The sequence below is a fragment of the Albirhodobacter sp. R86504 genome (assembly GCF_042466415.1).
GTDB lineage: Bacteria > Pseudomonadota > Alphaproteobacteria > Rhodobacterales > Rhodobacteraceae > Albirhodobacter.
This window is the reverse complement of the sequence record NZ_JAXHCH010000003.1, coordinates 89,921-105,743: the sequence shown is the minus strand read 5'-3', so window position 1 is coordinate 105,743 and position 15,823 is coordinate 89,921. Positions and strand designations below refer to the sequence as shown.

Here is a 15,823-nt window from a genome sequence, read left to right as displayed (position 1 = left end):
TGCTCCACCCCGCCGACCCTTCCAAAGAAGGGATAGGTTATGCATCCCCGCGCGCGGGAATACCGGTGCGCTTGTCGCCGACCGCATCGCGCGTGGTGACACCGTCGTTGAGAACGAACATGATGATGCAGCTTTCCGTCCCGCGGTTTTGCCATGCGTGATTGGTGCCGCGTTGGATCACGATATCGCCGGTTTTCAGATGCACATCATCGGCCTCGTCATCCATCAGCATCCAGATCTCGCCCTTCACGACCATCGCGTAATCCACGCTATCGGTGCGGTGCATGAACGGGTGGCGCGCGCCCTCGACAATATTCGCCCCGGCCCCCATCTCCGCAAACGCGGCAGGGCCGTCGAGCTTGGCCATCACTTCGGGATCTTCCGGCTCGAACTCGACACAGCGAAACACCGAGCCGCCCTTCGGGGGATGGAGCGTGAACTGCCCTGTGCAAGTTTCTGTCGCGCCGTCATATTCGGCGGGGGTGCCATCCGACAGCCAGAAATTGGTCAGCCGCACGCCCGGCCGGTTTGGCCGTTCCAGATATTGCGTCGCGGTTTGATCGCTCTCGATGATTGCTTTGCCGGTGGCATCGTGGCCTGTGACCACACGTCGGAATTCTTTTGCCATGGGATGTCCTTTTATCAAACTTCAGAGGGCCGCAGATGCGCGCCGTTTTTCGGAAAGTGCCCAAAGGGCGACGAGTGCCACACAGCCCAAGATTGCGCTGGTGATATCTTGGAACAACAAGAGCACGCCCGCGATGGCCGCAATCCCGCGTTCAAGGGGGGAGATTGGCGCACGGATGGCGCCGACAACGGCGATCGAAATGGCCACCACGCCGAGGAAGCCGGTGATGACCGCCTCGATATTCTCGAACATCGTGCCGTGCAAAAGAAGCCCCGGCCCGAAGCAAAACGCGAAGGGCAACAGGAAGCTGGGCGCGGCATAGGCGGCGGCGGTCCATCCGCTTTTGGAGATATCGGCCTTGGCTATACCCCCCGCCACATACGCGGCCAATGCGACCGGCGGCGTGATTGTCGACATGCAGCCAAAGTAGAACACGAAGAAATGCGCAGTCAGCATCGGCACGCCCATTTTCACCAGCGCCGGCGCAACCACCGTCGCGAGGATCAGATAGGCCGCCGTTGTGGGAAGCCCCATGCCAAGAATGATCGAGACAAACATCGTCAGGATCAGCGCGATCAACAGGCTGCCGCCCGACCCCATATCGATGAGCACAGCGATTTTGGAGCCAAGCCCCGTCATGCCGAGAACGCCCGCGATGATCCCCGCTGCCGCACAGGCCGCCGAAATTGTCACAACGCCATTCGCCCCGTCGACGACCGCCCCGCCGATTTGGCGCAGCAGATCCGTATCAATATGGCGCCGCCATAGCGGGACGCAGATAATCAATGCCGCCATCGACCACATCGACGCCTTGAACGGGGAATAGCCCACCAGCATCATCCCGATCAGCAATCCGAACGCGACAATAAACGGGCCACCGTCCCAAAGCACCCGCCTTGTGGAGCGCATATCCGTGCTTGGCGCGGAGCTGGGTTCGATTTTGCTGCGCACGGCGCGCAGATGCACGACGACGAAAGCGGTTGCGAAGAACAAAAGCGCAGGAATGAGGCCCGTCGCCATGATCTCGGTATAGTTTACCCCCACGACCTCGGCCATGATGAAGGCGGCCGCGCCCATCACTGGCGGCATGATCTGCCCGCCGGTGGAGGCCACAGCCTCAATCGCCGCGGCTTGGTGCGGTTTGTAGCCCTCGCGTTTCATCAAAGGGATCGTCAGCGTGCCCGTCACCGCGACATTGCCCGCAGCCGAGCCGGACACCATGCCGATCAACGCCGAAAACAGCACCGCCGATTTCGCACTCGCCGCGCGCATCCCGCGCGTCAGCCGGAAGGAGATCTCGAAGAAGAACTCCCCCGCGCCGAGTCGCGATAAAAGCGCGCCGAAAATCGTAAATACGATAATATAGGTCGCCGCGACGCCGATCGGGATGCCGTAAATCCCTTGCGTGTCGGTTGTCAGGAAGGTCACGACACGCTGGAAGCTATAGCCGCGCGAATTCAGGATGCCCGGCAGATAGGGGCTGATGAACGGATAGATGAAAAACACCATCGTAATCGCCGCCAAGATCGCGCCAACTCCGCGCCGCGCCGCCTCAAAAACCAAGGCGACGATGACGATGCCGGCGTAGTAATCTTGCGTGATCGTCATCCCGCCGCTGAACGCGATGGTTTTCCACCGTGACAGCAACCAGATACTGGCCAGTGTTCCTGCGATGATCAGCGCCACATCAAACGCCCGTGCGAGGCGGTTGTTTGCGAGCGTGGCCGAAATCGGCGTGCGCGCGAATAACAACGCCAGCGCCAGCATAATATGGGTCAGACGCATCTCCATCGTCGAGATCGACAGGATGCCCGAGACGACGAGCAGGTGATACGCGCCGAAGGCAAAGGCAACGCCAGTCAGAAGCGTCGCGAGAGACGGGAATTTGAGGGGTGTGGTCATGGGATACATTTCGCTTGTGGCGCGCTTGGCACGCATGGACGAGACGGTAGATGGAAGCGCGACAGGCCAAGCGGGGCCCGTCGCGCGTTGGCTCTTGTGTTACTGTGCGAAGTAGCTTGCCGCGCCCTCATGCAGATCAATCGCCAGACTGCCCGAACGCGATTTATCAATCTGCGCCGCATTGGCATTTTCCGCGATGAATTCGTCGAGATGGTCGTAGACCGAGGTCGCGATCTTGTTGACCACGGCCGCATCCATATCACCGCGCACGACGAGCATATTGGTCACACCAATCAAGGTCGCGCCGGTCTCTGTGCCGTAAACATCGGCCTCGATGTCGAAGGTCGAATAGGCGGGATTATCCTTGAGGATCAATGCGAGCTTATCGTCTTCGAATTCGACCATCCGCAAATCGCCCGAGGCCGCAGCCTGCATCACCGCCGCCGCCGGATACCCCGACAACGCCAGAGCGGCATCGACCGTGCCATCGGCAAGTTGGCTGAACCCGTCGCCATAGCTCAGGAAGCTCGGGGTGATATCGTCCAACGTCATGTCATATTCGGGCATGATATTGTTCAAGAACCCCAATGTGCCACCGCCAGCAGGACCAACCGCAACACGCTTGCCGCGCAGGTCACCAAAGGTTTGAATATCCGATCCCGCCATCACGACCATATGCAGCACGCTGGGGTGCAACGGGCCGAGGGCCTTGAGATCCATCGCATTGCCTTCATAGGCACCACGCCCCGCAACAGCATCGGCGGCGATATCGGCGCTGGTGATGCCGATGTCGATCTCACCATCCGCAACAAGGCGCGGATTCTGGATCGAGCCTTGCGTCACCACGGGCACCATCGTGAACGCGCCTTCGGCATAGGTGTTCACAAGGTTCGACATGCTTTGCCCCATCGGGAAAAACGCGCCGCCAAGGCTCGCAGTCCCCACGCGCAACTCTTGTGCGGCAGCCGGAATGGACAGAGCCGCGATCATGGCCGCGATCGCACCTGTTTTCGTCAAAATGTTCATTTGTATATCCTCCCTGCCGTCACGTTATCACCGATATTTTTTTGATCAAACTAAAAATATCGTTTTTTTAACAGAGAGGGAGAAAGCATCGATCGTTGCGCCGCCCCTGCATGAGGCCGATCCGTATCGGATCGCCTATGTCAGGCCTGCCTTGAGATACTCCAGAAACTTCGATTGCAGCGCGATGTGATAGGACCCGCGCGTTTGCAGCGCCGCGATCCGAACGGGCGGGAAGATGTCGGAGACATCGCGCCCCACCAAAGGGGCGTCGCGCTGCGCATCGAACGTCGGCGTGGCAACCACCGCAACCCCCAAGCCAAGTTCCGCATAGGCTTTCATCACATCCGGATTGCTCGTGGTCAGCGCCGCATTCGTCGCGATGCCGTATTTATCAAATGTGTCTTGCAACGAAATCGTCGGCGTCTCGAACGCAATAATCGGCTCGGTTGCGATGGTTTCTAACGTCAGGTCACGGCCATCAAACAGCGGGCAATCAGGCAGACCGATGAGAGACCGCGGCCATTGCGTCAAAGGCGTCATCGTGAAATCGGCCGTCGGCAGCTTGCCGATGGGCACAATGGCCAAATCACACATCCCGTGGCGCAGGGATTCGACCGCCTTATCCGTTTCCTCGACTTGAATGTGGAGCTGCACCTGTCGATGCATCTGGCGAAACTTTTTCACTGTCGGGGCAAGGAGATAGCGCGCCAAAGTCGGCGTGGTGACGAGCGACAGGCTCTCGCGTTCGAAGGCGCCGGCCTCTTGGCCGATTTTCTCGATGCTGTTGTGATCGCTGATAATCCGCTCGGCATGCTGCATGATCTTCTCGCCCTCCTGTGTGAGGCCGGTCAGGCGCTTTCCAGATCGCGTAAAGACCTTCGCCGCGAAAATATCCTCAAACGATTTCAAATGCTTGCTGACTACCGATTGGGATGTATTCAAGCGCCGCGCCGCTTTGGAGACATGAAAACCACATCGTGCAACTTCGACGATGGCCTGGATTTGCACGATGGAATAGCGCATCAAAAGTCCTTTTCGGAATATAGTATGCCTATCATATGTTTGTTTCGTCATGTTTCATTTGCAAGTGTTTTCCACACAGACCGTTTTCCCCAACCTGAAGAAAGGCCGCAGTATGGGCACCGACCAAAGCCTCTGGGCCACGAATAACCCGACCGGACGCACTGGCCTGATTGGCATCGACAAGCTGGGCGATGCGATCCGTTTCTTTGATCCCGAGACCCTCGCCGAACAAAAATCCATCCCGCATAAAAACCACCACGAGGTCGCGATTTCGCCCGACCACCGCTTCGCCTATGCCTCCGAATTCGGCAAGTTCGCGGCGGGAAAGTTCATCGAATCCGGCACGCATATCTCCGTGCTCGATCTCGCGAGCCAGTCGATTATCCACCGGATCGACACCGGCGCGTTTAAAGGGCCCCATGCGATGCGCTTCGACCAAGCGGGGCAGCTTTGGGTGATCTTTGAGGAAACGGGCGAGCTCGGCGTGATTGATTGCGAGACGCGGGCGCTGACCGAGACCTTCGAGATCGGCGCGCAAGACGGACGCCCGCCCTTCATCGAAATTCTGCCCGATGGCAGCAAGCTTTACGTTTCATGCAAGCTCGGCGATCTGATCGTATTCGATCTGGTGAAACGCGAGGTTTGCGCGCGTATTAAAGTGCCAAAGGGCACTGAAGGCATCGCGATCAGCCCGTCGGGGGATAGGTTGATCGCGGCCGAAAATACACGGCAAGACCTTTTGGTGATCGATACCGCGACGGATCAGATCATCGAGACCGTACCACTCAAAGGTGCGGTGTTGAGCAACCCCAAGACGAGTCGCCTGATACGCCTGCGCTATTCGCCCGATGGAAAATATCTGGTGAGCACAAATTATGCATCTGGCGTAATGCATATTCACGACGGGCAAAACATCGGCGATCACAGCATGATCGCGATTGCGAAAGGGCCGCAAGGCATTGCGTTCACACAAGACGGACGCCATGCCTTAATCGCGAACCATGATTGTGGTTTGCTGACACGCATTGATCTGGCGTCGGGGAGGGCGCTGGAATGTGTTGTGGCAGGAAAGGGAATTGAGGCGCTAACGTTTTACTGACCGCATTGGCGCATGCGCCACTATCAAGACATTCCATGGGGAGGAGAGACCATGACATTTTGCAAAGGGATCAGCCGCGCGCTGATCGCATCGGGGGCGGTCCTATCTGCCGCGATGGCGGCTTTGCCCGCACAGGCACAAGACTATCCGCAAAAGGCGATCACGATCATCGCGCCCACGGGGCCGGGGAGCTTGGTTGATATCCTTGCGCGGCTCGTGGGTGACGGCCTCACCGAACAGTGGGGCCAGCAGGTTATCGTGAAGAATGTCGGCGGGGCGGGGGGCGCGATTGGCGTCGATCAAGTCGCGGATGCCGATGCGGATGGCTATACACTGGGTTTTGTGCCGGCGAATTTAACGGTTCTGCCCTATCTCTACGATATCGATTACGACGTTGCGCAGGATCTTGCGCCGATCATCCGTGTCGCAGGCGCGTCGATGGTGCATTACGTCAGCAAGGAGACCGGCCTGACGACCGAAGCCGAGTTCATTGACTACGCCCGTGCCAATCCGGGTGCGTTGACCTTCGCAACGGCGGGCGAGGCGAGTTCGGCCAATCTCGCGGCGCAGCTATTCCAGACCAAAACCGGCGTCGAGATGACGGCGATCCCGTATGAAAAATTAAATCTGGGCGTGTTGGACGTTGTCGCGGGGCGTGTGTCGACGGTGTTCGTATCTGCGGGGCAGGGCATGCAATTCGTCAAGGACGATCAGCTTGTTGCTTTGGGCGTCACGGGCCTTACGCCAAATCCCGGCGCGCCTGAGTTGCAGCCGATTGCCGATCTGGGGGTCGACGGGTTTGAGTTTAACTCGTGGTTCGGGTTGATCGCGCCAAAGGACACCCCGCGCGAGATTATCGATCTGTTGCACGACGAGGTTTTGCGGCAATCGCAAACGCCCGCTTTCCAAGACGCGTTGGCCAAAGCCGGATTGGAGCCGATCATCGGTTCGCCGGAGGATTTCGCGGCGGTGATTGCGGCGGAACTCCGCGATTGGTCGACGATTTTAGCACGGTGATCTGAGGAGCGTCGGGCAGGTGTCGGGGCGAGCAGCCATGCCACCGGCCCGACGCCCGACCGTGTCGCACGGATATCGAACTTTACGGGAGGCAGGTGTATGAAACACCTCAACGATAAGGACGTAGCCTCGGGGCTGATGTTCACGATCATCGGGCTTGCGGGGCTCGTTCTGGCGGTGGGGTTTGATATCGGCACTGCTGCCCGTCCCGGCCCCGGCTTCTTTCCGGTCTTGCTCGCGGGATTGCTTGTCGTGATCGGCCTTGCGGTCTTGGCGAAGGGGGTGCGCAGCCCTGTCGAGCATTACGCGCGGATCATTTGGCGCCCGTTTTTTGCCATCACGGCCGCCGTCGCGAGTTTCGCACTGTTGATTGAGGGCTTTGGCCTGATCCCTGCGGTTCTCATCGCGGCCCTCATCGCGAGCTTCGCGAAGGCGGGATTCGGGCTGCGAGAGCGCCTTTTGACTGCCGCCGCCCTCGCGATTTTCAGCGCAATCTTGTTCATCGGTTTGCTCGGGCTGCCGATTGAGCTTTTGACATATTAGGGGCCCTGAAATGGATCTGATTTCGCATCTCGGCCTCGGGTTTGCCACGGTGATGACCGCGCAAAACCTGATGTATTCCTTCTTCGGCGTCCTGCTTGGCACGTTGATCGGCGTCTTGCCCGGTCTTGGGCCCTTGGTGGCGATTGCGGTTTTGCTGCCATTCACATTCGCGCTCGATCCGGTTTCCTCGATGATCATGCTCGCAGGGATTTTCTATGGCGCGCAATACGGCGGCTCCACCACGGCGATTTTGATCAACCTGCCGGGGGAGGCCTCCTCGATCGTCACCACGCTGGACGGGCATCAAATGGCCAAGCAAGGCCTCGCAGGGAAGGCCTTGGCCACGGCGGCGATTGCGTCTTTCTTCGCGGGTTGTGTTGCGACGGTGGTGATCGGGCTTTTCGCCCCGCCCTTGGCGAAACTGGCGTTTCAATTCGGCCCTGCGGAATATTTCTCGCTGATGGTATGCGGGTTGATCGTCTCAGTCGTGCTTGCCAGCGGATCATTGTTGAAGGCGCTCGCGATGATGGTGCTGGGCCTGTTGCTGGGCATCATCGGCACGGACGGCCAAACCGGTTTGCAACGTTTTACCTTCGGGATCAACGAGCTGTCCGACGGACTCAGCGTCGCCGCGATTGCGATGGGGTTGTTCGGGCTGGGCGAGATCATGCGCAACTTGGAAACCACGAAACATGGCGTGCTCGAGGTATCGAAAGTCACAAGCTTGATGCCCACGCGCGCGGATATGAAGGCGATCTTTGCGCCGATGGTGCGCGGCACATTCTTGGGGTCTTTCTTGGGCGTCTTGCCCGGCGGCGGTGCGTTGCTGGCGTCGTTTTCCGCCTACGCATTGGAGAAGAAGATCTCCTCCGCGCCTGAAACCTTTGGCAAGGGCGCTATTGCGGGCGTCGCCGCGCCCGAGGCGGCCAATAATGCGGGCGCACAAACATCCTTCATCCCGATGCTGACATTGGGCATTCCCTCCAATCCCGTCATGGCCCTGATGATCAGCGCACTGATCATCCAAGGGATCGAACCCGGCCCCGCGGTGATCACCAATCACCCCGAGCTGTTCTGGGGCATTATCGCCTCGATGTGGGTGGGAAACCTGATGCTCTTGGTGCTGAACCTGCCTTTGGTCGGCCTTTGGGTGAAGCTTGTCTCAATCCCGTATAAATACCTATTCCCGATCGTCATCATCTTCGCCTGTATCGGCGTCTACAGCATGGGCAACAGCACGGTTGCCGTTCTGACGATGGCCGGTTTCGGGATGTTTGGCTATATTCTGAAAAAGCTGGAATGCGAGCCTGCGCCGATGATTTTGGGCTTCATCCTCGGGCCAATGATGGAAGGCCATATGCAGCGCGCGTTATTGATTGCGCGCGGCGATGCGCTGGTCTTCTTGCGTGAACCGATCAGCGCGGGGCTCTTGGGTCTTGCGGCGGTTGCGCTTGCGCTGGTTGTTTTCCCGTCTTTCAGAAAAACCCGAAAAATAGCGATGGTTGAGGACGATTGATCCCTCGCTTTTGTGCCACACCACCACTCAAGGAACCTGCAATGCGTAATGTCACGACTGATAACATCACGGATGTCTTTAAAGGCTATATGGGCGAAGGAATGGACCCAAGGATGCGCGAGCTGATGGGCGCACTTGTGCAGCATATCCATGATTTCGCGCGCGAGACCAAGCTCACCCATGACGAGTGGCGCGCGGGCATCGCGTTTTTGGAGGGATGCGCGGCGATTGAATCGCCAGATCGCCACGAGTTTGTTCTCGCATCCGATGTGCTCGGCCTGTCGTCGCTCATTGATATGTTGCACTCCGATCCGAAGGCGACCTCATCCTCGGTTCTGGGGCCGTTCCATGTGTCCGGCGCGCCGCCCTTGGCGGTTGGCGGAGATATGAAACGCGATTTCGGCGGGCCGCTTTTGATGGTCGAAGGGGTGGTACGCGATACCGATGGCAACCCGATCCCCAATGCCGAGATCGACATCTGGCAAACCGCGCCGAACGGGCTTTATGCCAGTCAGGACGACGATCAGGATATGTTTTCCTTCCACGGGCTGATGACACTGGGGGAGGATGGGCGTTACGCCTTCACCACCGCGCGCCCCGCCGAATATACCGTGCCCTCCGACGGGCCGGTCGGCGCGATTTTGCGGGCCTGCGGGCGGCATCCGTGGCGCCCGTCGCATTTGCATTACATCGTCAAAGCGGAGGGCTACAAAACCCTTGTGACGGAAATCTTCCCGCAAGATGACCCCTATCTCGATCAAGACACCGTCTTTGGCGTGCGCGAGGATCTGGTGATGACCTATGTTGAAAAACCGGCCGAGGCCTTCCCGCAAGGGATGGCCATCTCGGGTCAGGTGCATGACTCGTTCCTACATGTGGCCTTCGACGTGATCCTCGCCCGCGTCTGAGCCCTCGCCATCATCGCACGCCGCACTATATGCAAGCCGCGCGGGGACATTCCCGGCGCGGCTTGAATGGTGTGATCTTTGGCAGTGCGGGATGGCGGAAGATGAAAAAGTCAGAACTTTCACAAAAGATATGTGCGGTGTGTCAGCGCCCGTTTTCGTGGCGCAAAAAATGGGAAAAAGTCTGGGAGGATGTGAAGTATTGCTCCGACAAATGCCGGGGCCAAAGGCAGGCTTCCAAGGCGAAAGGTGGCGGCGATGCGGTTTGATCCCTCGCGCAGCGTCGGCTTGGCGCGGCTTGCTGACTTTGCACCGCGGTCAGGCACCCTGTATCGCGACGGCCGAAATTACGACCTGTCCTCCGCGCGGTCGGTTGTTTCGCAGCTGTCTCCGTGGCTGCGTCACCGCGTGATTGGCGAATGGGAAGTCCTCGCGGCGGTGACAAGTAGGTTGCCCGCGACGGAGACGATACCCTACCTGCAAGAAATCTTCTGGCGCGGCTATTTCAAAGGATTTTTGGAACAACACCCGAGCATCTGGCAAAGGTATCTTTCCGATCTGGCGCAAGCGCGAGAGGCGCTCCCCGCCGAGTACACGCAAGCCATCAGCGGGCGCACGGGCATCGCGTGTTTTGACCATTGGTCACGGGAACTGGCCGAGACAGGCTATTTGCACAATCACGCGCGGATGTGGTTCGCGTCGATCTGGATATTTACGCTGCGCCTGCCGTGGCACCTTGGCGCGGCGCATTTTCTGGATCGCTTGGTTGATGCCGACCCGGCCTCCAACACGTTGAGCTGGCGATGGGTTGCGGGGCTGCATACCAAGGGCAAACACTATCTCGCGACATTCGATAACATCGCCCGCTTCACCGACGGGCGGTTTGATCCCAAGGGTCAGCTTAACGAGACCGCAGCGCCTTTGACCGAGAGCGTTGATCATGCGTTTGTGCCCCTCGCACCGCGCGATATGGCCGCGCCGCGCGGGGCGTTGCGCCTGATCACCGAGGAGGATTGCCATCTTGATGGATTTGCGGGCGCATGCGGGGCGGTCGGGGTCGTCTCGCCAGATGCGACAGATTTTGCCAAAGGCGCCGTGTCTGCCTGCGCGGCGCAATATGGCGGCGCGACGCTCGTCGGGCATGATTGGAGCGGCGCGATCATGGCCGCCGCGCAAAGGTTGGGCACGCGTGCGGTCGTCACAATGGCGCCACCTGTGGGGTTTGTGCGTGACGGTTTGGACGCCGCACGCCCCGCGCTAGACCGTCACGGGGTCACCCTCATCGAGATGCGGCGCCCCTATGATGACCTTGTCTGGCCCCATGCGAGCAAGGGCTTTTTCAAGGTCAAAAAGCAGATCCCTGATCTGTTGGCCGCCCTCTTGCCACGGGTGTAAATCCGCGCGGGTGCGATACGGGTCCGCGCCAAATCTCTCACACGTCAAAATAATTCAAAAATCAGGCGTGCCGCGCGACGGAACCCCGATGTTCGTGCGTAGCACCCCTATGTCAGAACGACATCAGCCTATTTTTTAACACGGTGCTCAATGAATTTGCGTTTTGAATTCGCAAACTGCCTTCGCCCGAACGAGTTGCAGCGCCTCAAATGCGCCGTCCAGTGCGGCATGTCGCATCAATGCATCGGGATGGAGGCGCAAGCCCTCCTCAAATTGGGCCTCGCCGACATGACATCGACAGGCTTCGCCTTGTCAGAGTTGGGGCATGACGTGCTGCGCGCTGTGTCCAGCGCGACCTCTTTGATCCCGAATTTAAAGGGCGGATCGCAAGACTAGCGGCCAGAGCTGAGGGCCGCTCCCCTTATTCTCGGTGTGAAAAGCAATGATCTGCGGCCTAGATCAACGCCTTTCGCACCCAAGCCGATACCCATTCCGAGACAACAACCGTGCCAAGGATGACGATGAGGATCATGGTGACCTGCGGCCATGCCAGAACGTTGAGCGACGATTGCAGTTTCAGGCCAAGGCCGCCCGCTCCGACGAGGCCCAAGATCGCGCTCTCGCGGATGTTGATATCCCAGCGAAAGACGGTGATCCCCCAAAACGCGGGCAAGATCTGCGGCACGATCCCGTAATGCAGCACCTGCGCGAGGCTCGCGCCTGTTGCGGCGACGGCCTCGATCTGGCGGATGTCTGTCTCCTCGATCGCCTCGTATAGCAACTTGCCGATAAACCCGATCGATCTCAGGCCGATCGCGATAATCCCCGCAAGCAGGCCCGGCCCAAGGATCGCCACCAGTAACAGCGCCCAGATCAACGAGTTGATCGACCGCGATGCAACGATGATGAACAGCGCCACCGGACGCAAAATGCGCACCGCAGGCGAGGTGTTGCGCGCCGCCATAAACGCCACCGGAACCGCCAGAATGACACCGAGGATTGTCCCGAGCGTGGCCATGTTCAACGTATCCCACAAGGGAATCAGCAGCTCCGGCAGGTAGGATAGGCGCGGCGGAAACATCCTGTCACCGATATCGGCCGCCTGCCGCGGCGCATCCCAGATGAACATCCAGATCGTGTTGGTCGTCATCACCTGCCAGCAATAGATGAACAGGGCAACAAGGCACAGCCAGCCAAACCACAGCGCCAGCCGCGCGCGCGGCGAGCGGAACTCCCATGTCTGAGGGAAAGGGGTCATTGCAAGAACTTCCGCAGATAAGAGGAGGAATATTCGGCCACCATAACGATGGCGATAATGATCAACAGGATTGCGCCGGCGCTATCGTATTCGTAGCGGTCGATGGCGGTGTTGAGCGTGCCGCCGATCCCGCCTGCGCCGACGATACCGATGACGGCGCTTTCGCGGAAGTTGATATCCAACCGGTAGAGCGACAGACCGATCAGCCGCGGCATCACCTGAGGCTGGATCGCGTAATGCACGAGTTGCAACCAACTTGCCCCCGTCGCGCGGATCGCCTCGGCCTGTGCTTCGTCGATATCTTCAATGTCTTCGGCCAGCAGTTTCGAGATGAACCCGATGGTGGCGAAAGACAATGTCAGGAACCCCGCAAACGGGCCAAAGCCGAACATCGCCACGAGGAAGATCGCGATGATCACCTCTTGCAACGCGCGGCTCACGGCGATGATGCTGCGGCAGATGTAATAGACCCATGCAGGGGCCAGATTGCGCGCCGCCCCAATGCCGATGGGAATCGAGATCGCCACACCGACAACGGTCGAGGTCAAGGTGATGGTCAGGCTTTCGATCAACCCGTTCGAGATATCCTTCCAGCGCGACGAAAAATCCGGTTGCAAGAACCCTTGGACGAAGCGCATTCCGCGCTCATAGCCCTCAATGATGCGCGACCAGTTCAGATCCACGCTGCCAAGCCCGATCATCAGATAGGCCAAAACGGCCAAGGTGATCGCCATGCGCCAGCGCGGGTTGGTCACGATTTGTGGGGGGCGGCGCCACGTGGTGGGATAGCTGCTCATGCGACAATCGCCGCCAAACGCGCGGAGACTTCCGCCTCGACCGTGCGCTCCGCCTCGCCGTCCTTGCGCATGGCCGTCCAGTCTTCGGCGCCATAAATCGTTGTCAAAACCGAATCCGTCAGCTTTTCAGGCGGCCCGTCGAACACAACACGCCCTGCGCGCAATCCGATGATGCGCTGCATGAATTGCTGCGCCAAGGGCACGTCATGAATGTTAACGATCGCAGGCAGGCCCCGTTCGTCGCAGATCTCGATCAATAGGCGCATGATCTGGCGGCTCGTCTTGGGATCAAGGCTCGCGGTGGGTTCATCCACCAAAAGCAACTCGGGCTCCTGACTGAGCGCGCGCGCGATGCCGACCCTTTGCCGCTGACCGCCCGACAGCGCATCGGCGCGCTTGTCGGCATGTTGCAAAAGCCCGACACGGTCGAGCAACCGGTAGGCGCGCTCAATATCCGCCGCAGGAAACTTGCGCGTAAAGCTTTGCAAAAACGACACATATCCAAGCCGCCCCGAGAGCACGTTTTCCATCACCGTCAAACGTTCAACCAGCGCGTATTCCTGAAAAATCATCCCGATCTTACGGCGCTGCTGCCGCAAGGCGCGGGGGGGCAACCCTGTCAATTCGGCACCCGAAAGCAAGATCTGGCCGCTCGTGGGTTCCACCAACCGGTTGATACACCGGATCAACGTCGATTTTCCGGCCCCTGATGGACCAATCAAACCAATAACCTGCCCTTTCGGGACCTCAAGGGAGACCTCGGCCAGTGCCTTGTCACCTGTGCGGTAGGTTTTGGTCAGGTGAGTGAGTTTCAACATCGAACAGCCCTTCGAGCAAAAGCGAATGCGGGCGCACATCATCGCCCGCATTCAAAGATGAGTGGCAGAGATTACTGGCAGGCGTAGGAAACGCCGGTTGCTTCGTCGATCTGACGGATCACGGCCCAGTTTTCCTTGAACGAGATCGGGATGAACTGCTCTTCGCCGGATTTGTTGAACTCCGCCGCCAGAGTTGTGCCTTCCCAGTTGAAGCTGAAGAACCCGTCTTTGATCTTCTCTTGCAACTCTGGGGTCAGGTTATGCGCAACGCCGTAGCCCGTCGTTGGGAAGGTTTCGGATTTATAGATCGACACAACCTGATCGGCCTTGATGACATCGCGGTCAATCATCCGGTACATCACCGAATTTGCGATCGCGGCGGCAGGGTAATCCTTATTCGCCACACCAAGGATCGAGTTATCGTGTTTGCCCGAGAAGACCGGCTCGAAATCGGTGCCAGCTTTCAGCCCGTAAACGGATTCCAACAGGGCCGAAGGCGCTTTGAAGCCGGAGTTCGACGTCTCCGACGTGAAGGCCAATTTCGAGTTTTTCAGGTCTTCAACCGCCTCGATGCCAGATCCGGGATGGGTGATGATTTCCATCTCATAGCCAAAGCTTCCGTCTTTCGCCGCCATCATCGCGAACGGGCGGAACCCGCCGCATGCAACCGCGAGCGGGTTCGAACCGGTGTTGAAACCCGAGATATGCAAACGGCCGGCGCGCATCGCCTCGATTTGGGCGGCGTTGCTATCGATCGGGTAGAACTGAACTTTCTTGCCGGTCACGGTTTCCATGTGGGTGATGAAATCGGTCCAGGCCTCGGCATAAACGGCGGGATCTTCCACGGGCGTATAGGCGAAGACGAGGGTATCGGGATCAACGAGCTCTGCCGGATCCGTTGGAATATCTGCGATCATATCCCCGTCCGTGTCCTGATAGCGGGAATCGAGCGCGAACTCGGCAAAAGCCGGGCCAGCGACAAGGGTGATAGCGGTTGCAGCAAGCAGTTGGCGCAGGGACATGGCGGTCTCCAAAGGTTAAGGATCATACCGCGTCCGGATACTGACGCGGTATGACAGATACACGACACCCACATAACTATTTCATGAAATGCGGAAATATGCCGCGTTGCGCTGCCTGATCCGTGGGGAGTGCCACCAAAACGGGAGATACGCGGTCTAACGCGGCTTGATGTCGAGGGTCTTCATCGCGAAATGCTTGTTGCCGCCATCATAGGGCGGGAAATGGCTGAGATCCGCGCGCATGTCTTGCATGACGGGCGAGGATGTTGCGGCGTTGAGCGCATCAATATCGTCGAACACAACCTTGTTGCGCTGCATGTAATGGACGCGGCGCCACGGCAAACTGCTGCACCAATCAAGGCGCGATGCCACCTCGACGCCGCGGATTTCAGGGAAGCGACGCATGACGGGAATATGACCCGCGAGATAATGTTGATGCCACCTATTCATATCCTGTGCGGGGCCGGGGTAATGCACGAGATAGCTGCAATAGGAGGTCTGCGAAGGTGGCGGCGGCAATCCGTGGGAAAAGTCGCGGTTGAGCATGGCTTGTTCAGTAACGCTCGCGTTTCGCAGACTAGGCAATGTCGCAGGATCAGTGAGAAACTGGAGAGACCCGTTCGATGAAATGGCGGCCTCCAGCGCGGTGATACTTGCATAATACAACTGAATTTGGAGCTGAGGCGCGGGGCCATCTTTATGATAAACGCCCTCCGAAAGCCACGGCGTGTAAACTCTGCCGCAGGTCAAGTCGGGGGTTTGGGCGAGACGCGCCGCGAGGCGGGCAAGCTCCGGTTCCGTCACGCAGGTGTCGGGGTGTGTCGTGTCATGGAACGTGGCAAACCAAGTCAGTTGCATAGGGGCGACCTCTTTG

Annotated in this window: 17 protein-coding genes; 8 read left to right on the top strand and 9 right to left on the bottom strand. The window is 58.9% G+C overall.

What is annotated here, in order from left to right; genetic code table 11:
- Window positions 1–37: 37 nt before the first annotated feature.
- From SJY32_RS16160 to SJY32_RS16145, 4 genes are all read right to left on the bottom strand, one after another.
- On the bottom strand, window positions 38–628 hold the full coding sequence (locus tag SJY32_RS16160; protein WP_376878123.1) for a cupin domain-containing protein: 591 nt from the start codon (window positions 626–628) through the stop codon (window positions 38–40).
- A 21-nt stretch (window positions 629–649) separates the two neighbouring features.
- Window positions 650–2,530, bottom strand: coding sequence for a TRAP transporter permease (locus SJY32_RS16155; RefSeq protein WP_376878120.1), 1,881 nt, complete (start codon window positions 2,528–2,530; stop codon window positions 650–652).
- Window positions 2,531–2,629: 99 nt separating this feature from the next.
- Window positions 2,630–3,556 carry a TAXI family TRAP transporter solute-binding subunit gene (locus SJY32_RS16150; protein ID WP_376878117.1) on the bottom strand — a complete coding sequence of 309 codons (927 nt, stop codon included), beginning with the start codon at window positions 3,554–3,556 and terminating at the stop codon, window positions 2,630–2,632.
- 135 nt (window positions 3,557–3,691) lie between these two features.
- Complete coding sequence (locus tag SJY32_RS16145; protein WP_376878114.1) at window positions 3,692–4,579, bottom strand: LysR substrate-binding domain-containing protein; 888 nt, start codon at window positions 4,577–4,579, stop codon at window positions 3,692–3,694.
- 112 nt (window positions 4,580–4,691) lie between these two features.
- On the opposite strand from SJY32_RS16145, the gene SJY32_RS16140 reads away from it, so the two are divergent.
- The 8 genes from SJY32_RS16140 to SJY32_RS16105 all read left to right on the top strand — a co-directional run bounded on the left by SJY32_RS16140 (window position 4,692) and on the right by SJY32_RS16105 (window position 11,450).
- The gene (locus SJY32_RS16140) at window positions 4,692–5,678 is read left to right on the top strand and encodes a YncE family protein (protein ID WP_376878111.1); all 987 of its coding nucleotides are present in this window, start codon (window positions 4,692–4,694) and stop codon (window positions 5,676–5,678) included.
- Window positions 5,679–5,729: 51 nt separating this feature from the next.
- A complete protein-coding gene (locus tag SJY32_RS16135) occupies window positions 5,730–6,695 on the top strand; it encodes a Bug family tripartite tricarboxylate transporter substrate binding protein (RefSeq protein WP_376878108.1) in 966 nt (321 codons plus the stop codon).
- A gap of 99 nt (window positions 6,696–6,794) precedes the next feature.
- On the top strand, window positions 6,795–7,238 hold the full coding sequence (locus tag SJY32_RS16130) for a tripartite tricarboxylate transporter TctB family protein (protein WP_376878106.1): 444 nt from the start codon (window positions 6,795–6,797) through the stop codon (window positions 7,236–7,238).
- Window positions 7,239–7,248: 10 nt separating this feature from the next.
- A complete protein-coding gene (locus SJY32_RS16125; RefSeq protein WP_376878103.1) occupies window positions 7,249–8,754 on the top strand; it encodes a tripartite tricarboxylate transporter permease in 1,506 nt (501 codons plus the stop codon).
- A gap of 41 nt (window positions 8,755–8,795) precedes the next feature.
- The gene (locus tag SJY32_RS16120) at window positions 8,796–9,662 is read left to right on the top strand and encodes a dioxygenase (protein WP_376878100.1); all 867 of its coding nucleotides are present in this window, start codon (window positions 8,796–8,798) and stop codon (window positions 9,660–9,662) included.
- 29 nt (window positions 9,663–9,691) lie between these two features.
- A complete protein-coding gene (locus tag SJY32_RS16115; RefSeq protein ID WP_376878097.1) occupies window positions 9,692–9,928 on the top strand; it encodes a DUF2256 domain-containing protein in 237 nt (78 codons plus the stop codon).
- Complete coding sequence (locus SJY32_RS16110; protein WP_376878094.1) at window positions 9,918–11,054, top strand: FAD-binding domain-containing protein; 1,137 nt, start codon at window positions 9,918–9,920, stop codon at window positions 11,052–11,054. Before SJY32_RS16115 ends, SJY32_RS16110 begins: the two co-directional genes overlap by 11 nt.
- A gap of 150 nt (window positions 11,055–11,204) precedes the next feature.
- The gene (locus SJY32_RS16105; protein ID WP_376878091.1) at window positions 11,205–11,450 is read left to right on the top strand and encodes a hypothetical protein; all 246 of its coding nucleotides are present in this window, start codon (window positions 11,205–11,207) and stop codon (window positions 11,448–11,450) included.
- A gap of 58 nt (window positions 11,451–11,508) precedes the next feature.
- Here the strand turns inward: SJY32_RS16105 and phnE (SJY32_RS16100) are convergent, their stop codons facing one another.
- The 5 genes from phnE (SJY32_RS16100) to SJY32_RS16080 all read right to left on the bottom strand — a co-directional run bounded on the left by phnE (SJY32_RS16100) (window position 11,509) and on the right by SJY32_RS16080 (window position 15,807).
- Window positions 11,509–12,312 (bottom strand): phosphonate ABC transporter, permease protein PhnE, encoded by an 804-nt coding sequence (phnE, locus tag SJY32_RS16100; protein ID WP_376878088.1) that lies wholly within the window; start codon window positions 12,310–12,312, stop codon window positions 11,509–11,511.
- Window positions 12,309–13,109: a phosphonate ABC transporter, permease protein PhnE gene (gene phnE / locus SJY32_RS16095; protein ID WP_376878085.1), complete on the bottom strand. Its 801-nt coding sequence runs from the start codon at window positions 13,107–13,109 to the stop codon at window positions 12,309–12,311. Before phnE (SJY32_RS16095) ends, phnE (SJY32_RS16100) begins: the two co-directional genes overlap by 4 nt.
- The gene (phnC, locus tag SJY32_RS16090) at window positions 13,106–13,927 is read right to left on the bottom strand and encodes a phosphonate ABC transporter ATP-binding protein (protein WP_376878082.1); all 822 of its coding nucleotides are present in this window, start codon (window positions 13,925–13,927) and stop codon (window positions 13,106–13,108) included. Before phnC ends, phnE (SJY32_RS16095) begins: the two co-directional genes overlap by 4 nt.
- A gap of 71 nt (window positions 13,928–13,998) precedes the next feature.
- The gene (gene phnD / locus SJY32_RS16085) at window positions 13,999–14,949 is read right to left on the bottom strand and encodes a phosphate/phosphite/phosphonate ABC transporter substrate-binding protein (protein ID WP_376878079.1); all 951 of its coding nucleotides are present in this window, start codon (window positions 14,947–14,949) and stop codon (window positions 13,999–14,001) included.
- A 156-nt stretch (window positions 14,950–15,105) separates the two neighbouring features.
- Complete coding sequence (locus tag SJY32_RS16080) at window positions 15,106–15,807, bottom strand: hypothetical protein (RefSeq protein ID WP_376878076.1); 702 nt, start codon at window positions 15,805–15,807, stop codon at window positions 15,106–15,108.
- Between the last annotated feature and the right edge of the window lie 16 nt (window positions 15,808–15,823).